The organism is Moritella sp., assembly GCF_033791185.1.
Lineage (GTDB): Bacteria > Pseudomonadota > Gammaproteobacteria > Enterobacterales > Moritellaceae > Moritella.
In genome coordinates this window covers 1-5,390 of record NZ_JASJHF010000094.1, presented here as the reverse complement: position 1 = coordinate 5,390, position 5,390 = coordinate 1, and the positions used below count along the sequence as shown (strand labels likewise).

Genomic DNA, 5,390 nt, shown 5'->3' with positions numbered 1-5,390 from the left:
ATAACGGCAGTTGATCGCACAACCACCGCGGACAATAAATAATACCCGGTTGGTGTATTTGTGTAATAACCCAGGTACCACAGATTCATGCTCATCAAGGGGATCTTTAATGAATCCTGCTTTTTGAATAAACTCTTGCTGTTTTGGCATCACTTGCAGAAAAAGTGGGTCTTTGGGGTTGCCTTTTTCCATGCGATTAACAAACGATTGTGGCACTCGCATCGGAAATAACTGTCTTGCGCTGCAATCTAATTGGAAAGCTGTCTCGGGAAGTTCTAGTATAAAAAGTAGCTTTCTAGGATCTGAAATTGCGTTAGCTAAGTCTTTTTTCCAATTTCCCTGCATATTTTGCTCATTTCGGGTTATCATTTGCGGCATTATTGAACTCTATTTTTTTCATGAGGATAACATGGCATCATATAAAACCAGTGATTTTAAAGGCGGTTTAAAATTCATGCTTGATAATGAGCCTTGCTCTATTATGGAGCATGATCATGTAAAACCAGGTAAAGGCCAAGCATTTCATCGCGTTAAAGTTCGTCGTTTAGTTTCTGGTAAGATTCTAGAAAAAACATTTAAGTCTGGCGAAACAGTTGAAGCAGCAGACGTAATGGAAGCAGAATTAGCATATCTATATAACGATGGCGAATTTTTCCATTTTATGAATAATGAATCGTTTGAGCAAGTAGCAGCTGATATAAAAGCAGTTGGCGATACAGCGAAATGGCTTGTTGAGCAAGATGTTTGCGTTATTACGACGTGGAACGGTAACCCAATTGCTGTTACTCCACCAAACTTCGTTGAATTGGAAGTAACAGAAACAGATCCTGGCCTAAAAGGTGATACCCAGGGCACGGGTGGTAAACCTGCAACATTGACTACAGGTGCTGTTGTTCGTGTTCCTCTATTCATCCAAATCGGTGAAGTAGTTCGAGTTGATACACGTACTGGCGAATATGTTAGTCGTGTAAAATAAGTTGATTATGCGCTAATTAAATTAGCGTTAATGAACGATAAAATGCCAGTCGATGACTGGCATTTTGGGTTTTGGTAAATCAGTAAAGAATTATTCAAATACACAATCTTTGATAACATTAATTAAAGTAAGTCGACTGTTGCTGGCAGGGATGCCAGCCTCAAGCCCCAAGAATGGGTTTATGGCGTGTCGGACGTCTTTAATTAATGTTATGTGGTTATGCATGATTGAATGATATTTACGTAGGCAATAATAACCGGAGTAAATATGAGTGAATTAAATTGGCAGCCGAGTGCAAGTTTTACAGCATTACGTGCGCGAGCATCCGTATTAAATAGCATCCGTCAGTTCTTTGCGGCGCGAGATGTATTAGAGGTTGATACCCCCGCGATGAGCCAAGCTGCTGTTACCGATGTACATTTAGATGCATTTAGTACGGTATTTGTTGGCCCTGGTTACAGCCAAGGGCTGCCCTTATATCTGCAAACCTCACCTGAATTCCACATGAAAAGATTGCTAGCAGCAGGCAGTGGTTGTATTTATCAGATGAGTAAATCGTTTCGTAATGAAGAAGCGGGACGTCATCATAACCCTGAATTCACTATGCTGGAGTGGTATCGCCTCGGCTTTGACCATTTTCAATTGATGGATGAAATGTCTGAGCTACTGACCTTAGTATTAGGCACAGCTAAAGAGCAGCGCTTCACTTATCAAAATGCGTTTAAGCAATTTTTACAACTCGACCCGTTAACCGCGACCATGGATGAGTTACGTCAAGCCGGTAAAGCGTATAATGTCTATGATGTTGTCGAGCATGAAACCGACCGCGATACTATCTTACAGCTATTATTTTACGTTGGTGTCGAGAGCCAAATTGGCCAAGACGTACCGTGTTTTATTTATGATTTTCCGGCATCGCAAGCGGCATTAGCGCGCATTAGCCAGCAAGATACACGCGTGGCAGAGCGCTTTGAAGTGTATTTTAAGGGGATTGAACTCGCCAACGGCTTCCATGAACTCGCTGATGCTAAAGAGCAGTTAAGACGTTTTAAAGCCGATAATGCTAAGCGTAAGACCATGGATTTACCCGAGCAACCTATCGATTATCATTTGATTGATGCGTTAACCGCTGGTTTCCCTGATTGTGCCGGTGTAGCGTTAGGTATAGATCGATTAGTGATGCTTACTATCGGTGCAAATAGCCTTGATGAGGTCATGGCCTTTCCCACTCCAAGAGCTTAAGACGGGCTAAAAAAGAAAGGGTGAGTACGCTAGCAATTGACGCTAAATCGTATTGAATCATCCTTTCTATTTCTATTTCTATTTCTATTTTAAGTCGGAGTGCGAGTGCTAGCTCAAGAGCTGCTTATCGTAAGCTGCCTTTTTTCATACTCATGATATGACTGCTGTCACTGACCTTCAAACCATCTTTGACGCGCAGGTCTAACTGCGGCAGGGCAATACGTATATTGTGTTCTTTAAAGACATGGGTAATGCGAGTATTGAGCTCATGAGTCATGGTTAAACGATGGCCCATTTCAGCCACATAACAGCGCACTTCAAAACGTAGTGCATGTTGGGCAAACTCAATAAAGAATACTTCCGGTCCAGGATTATCTAAACTCAAACTGTTGTCTTCAGCACTTTTTAAGAGCAGTTGAGTGACGAGTTCAATGTCTGAGTTAAACTCAACACCAATAGTAATGATCACCCGGGTGATGGAATCAGACAGAGACCAGTTAATAAATTGCTCGGTAATAAAAGCTTTATTCGGTACGATTATTTCTTTTCTATCCCAATCAACAATCGTGGTAGCACGGGTTTGAATTTTACTGATACTACCGGTTAAATCACGAATGGTGACGGTATCACCAATACGGATCGGCTTTTCAAACAAGATAATTAAACCGGATACAAAGTTGGCAAAAATTTCTTGTAAACCAAACCCTAAACCGACGGTTAACGCGGCTACTAACCATTGCGTTTTGGCCCAATCAACCCCTAAGAAGTTAAAACCGACCACAAAACCGATCGAGATAGTCATGTATTTTGCTAAGGTCGTGATGGCAAAACCGGTGCCGGGAGAAAGGTCTAGATGTTGTAAAATCAACAGTTCGAGTGCACCGGATAAATTACGAATTAATACCAAGGTGAGTACAAAAATAATAAGCGCTAACAGACAGCTTTTTAGGGTGATAGGATCGATATATTCCACCCCGTTTAAGGTATTGGATGCATCCCATAATGTTACTGTGTCTAAGAAGATAAAGGCACTTTGAATTTCTGACCAAAATAACGCATTAAGTGCGAGAAATAATAAAGTTAACAAAGTTCGGAGCAAACCAAGTGATTGGGCACTGATTTGATCTAAATCGATCTCGGGTTCTTCAATATCAAAGTGGCTTTCTTGGCTACTATTCTGGCCACCTTTTTCAACTTCCTTTACCCGCTGAGCGATGATATCAATACGTTTTGCTTTCGCACGTTCAAAAGCCAGACGGCGTTTTTGCAGATGCATGCCACGGCGAACTAAATAATAACTTAATAAAAAGAACAGCCCCATTAACAGTGAAGATTCCATCTGTTTTAGCAATACTTGGGCGGTATAAAGGTAGCCCATAATAGCCATGATCGCAGAGGCAACTGGCGCCATAATAAATATTGTCCAGATGGTGTGATGAACAATATGTGGCTTGTCATTATTTTTTTTCTGGTAGGTCAGCGGCAGCTTTTCTCGATACAAACGGTAATAGAATTGTGCCAGTGCACCACAGGTAATGATGAATGCAAGGCGACCGAGTGAGCTATCATAAGCTTGCTCTGGGTATTGATAGCAAAGTACTTGAATCATGTAAGAAGGCCAAGAGATAAAAAATAGCACTTGATAATAGCCCCAAATTTTGGCGATGCGTTCTTTATCTATTTTCAAGTGGGTCTGCAACAGGCCCTTATGGCGAGTCAAGTTACGCATGAACAGATAGATGACTAATAAAAACAGCGAATCTTGTACTGCGTGACCAATATTAACGGCAAACGGGAATTCCCAAGCATTTATCAATAACTCGGTAATGAGTAAGAGTGATAGCGGTAAAATCAGCGCTTCAGCTAATGAATAAGTAAGGTTTCGCAAGGTATAGGCGAATTTATCTTGGGTGACTTTACCGACTTTCGGTGATGTTGCTGCGATATGTTTGGTAAAGTATTTATTCAATGGCGTGCGTAAATAAGCTAACCCGATTATTAAGAATGCGGTTAAGCCTAACATACCTAACGGTACAGACAGTAAGGCTTGTGGGATAGTAATGCTGTTATCTATTGAGGTGAGCCAGAGCATGCTAGCAAACAGCTCGCTAATACTTAGGGTCCCCAGTGATGGTATGCTCGGTACCCAAAATAAATGTTCATCAGCTTGCTGTTTTATTTGCACTAATGTGCTATTCATTTTGCTATAACTGACTTTTAATTTTGCTTGCTCGTAGATGTGGTTATCCAAGCTTGAAATGAGCTGGCTAAGTAGTAATCGACGTAATTCAATAAAGCGTAATAAGCTGTCATGCTCTTTCGTTGTTAGTGTTTTTGTTATTAATGTTGGACTGTCTAATTGTGTCAGCATTTTTTGATAACGAAAACGGGCTAAACGACTTTCAACAATCTCATCTTCTAATTTTGTCAGTGGCGGCTCACTCGGTAGGCTACTCACCTGTGCACGTAAGTTTTCACCAAACGCAGAACTTATTTTTAACCATTCAACCTGTTCATTAAAGTTAATTAATGTGGTGGTTAGTGCATCGACTTGCAGTGTTACTGCTTGTTGTTTAGTTTGGATGGCATCGTTTTTTGCGGAGATGATTTCCAGGTCTTTCGATAAGCCTTGATTGATGTCTAATTGCAGCTGTAAAAACGGTGAACTGATTAGCGATGAGTCATTTATTTGTTTACTGCGCGCAATCGCATCTTCGGTTTCTTTACGTAGCATGTTGTTACGTAAAGTCCTTAAACTGGCTAAATACTCACCCACATCTTTTTGCTCTAATTGCTTTAAGCGGCGTTGGAGTTGGGCTAGTTCGCTGCGATTACTGGCACTAAGCTGCTCAAGTTCGAGCATTTGAATTTGTGTCGCTAGCGATGTTTCCCTTATTTGTAAGGAAATTCGTAACGCTTCTTGCTCGCTGTTTAAGCTGTCGCTGAAAGTATTGAGGAGCTTGTCATATTCTTTTTGTGTACTGGTTAATCTAGTACGTAAGCGTTCTATATCCGTTTGAAATGAACTGATTCTAATACCGATGGTTGTTAGTTCGCTACTGCGTTCTTGTTGTTGCTGCTTTAAGTCGACGTGAATGGAGTTTTGTTTGGCAATTTCTTGTTCGACTTTATTTAATGACCAGCCACTTGGGTCTGCAAATCCCATCGGTTG

3 protein-coding genes and 1 pseudogene are annotated in these 5,390 nt (G+C 41.0%); 2 read left to right on the top strand and 2 right to left on the bottom strand.

All coding sequences use genetic code 11. From position 1 onward, the window contains the following. Positions 1-345 (bottom strand): annotated as a pseudogene (locus tag QNK26_RS05925) (EF-P beta-lysylation protein EpmB); the annotation flags it as partial. 64 nt (positions 346-409) lie between these two features. On the opposite strand from QNK26_RS05925, the gene efp reads away from it, so the two are divergent. After that, the gene (gene efp, locus QNK26_RS05920; protein WP_319221499.1) at positions 410-976 is read left to right on the top strand and encodes an elongation factor P; all 567 of its coding nucleotides are present in this window, start codon (positions 410-412) and stop codon (positions 974-976) included. Positions 977-1,243: 267 nt separating this feature from the next. Continuing rightward, positions 1,244-2,218, top strand: a complete 975-nt coding sequence (epmA, locus tag QNK26_RS05915) for an elongation factor P--(R)-beta-lysine ligase (protein WP_319221498.1) — start codon at positions 1,244-1,246, stop codon at positions 2,216-2,218. 124 nt (positions 2,219-2,342) lie between these two features. Here the strand turns inward: epmA and mscM are convergent. Then, the coding region (gene mscM / locus QNK26_RS05910) for a miniconductance mechanosensitive channel MscM (RefSeq protein WP_319221496.1) at positions 2,343-5,390 on the bottom strand (3,048 nt) is incomplete at its 5' end.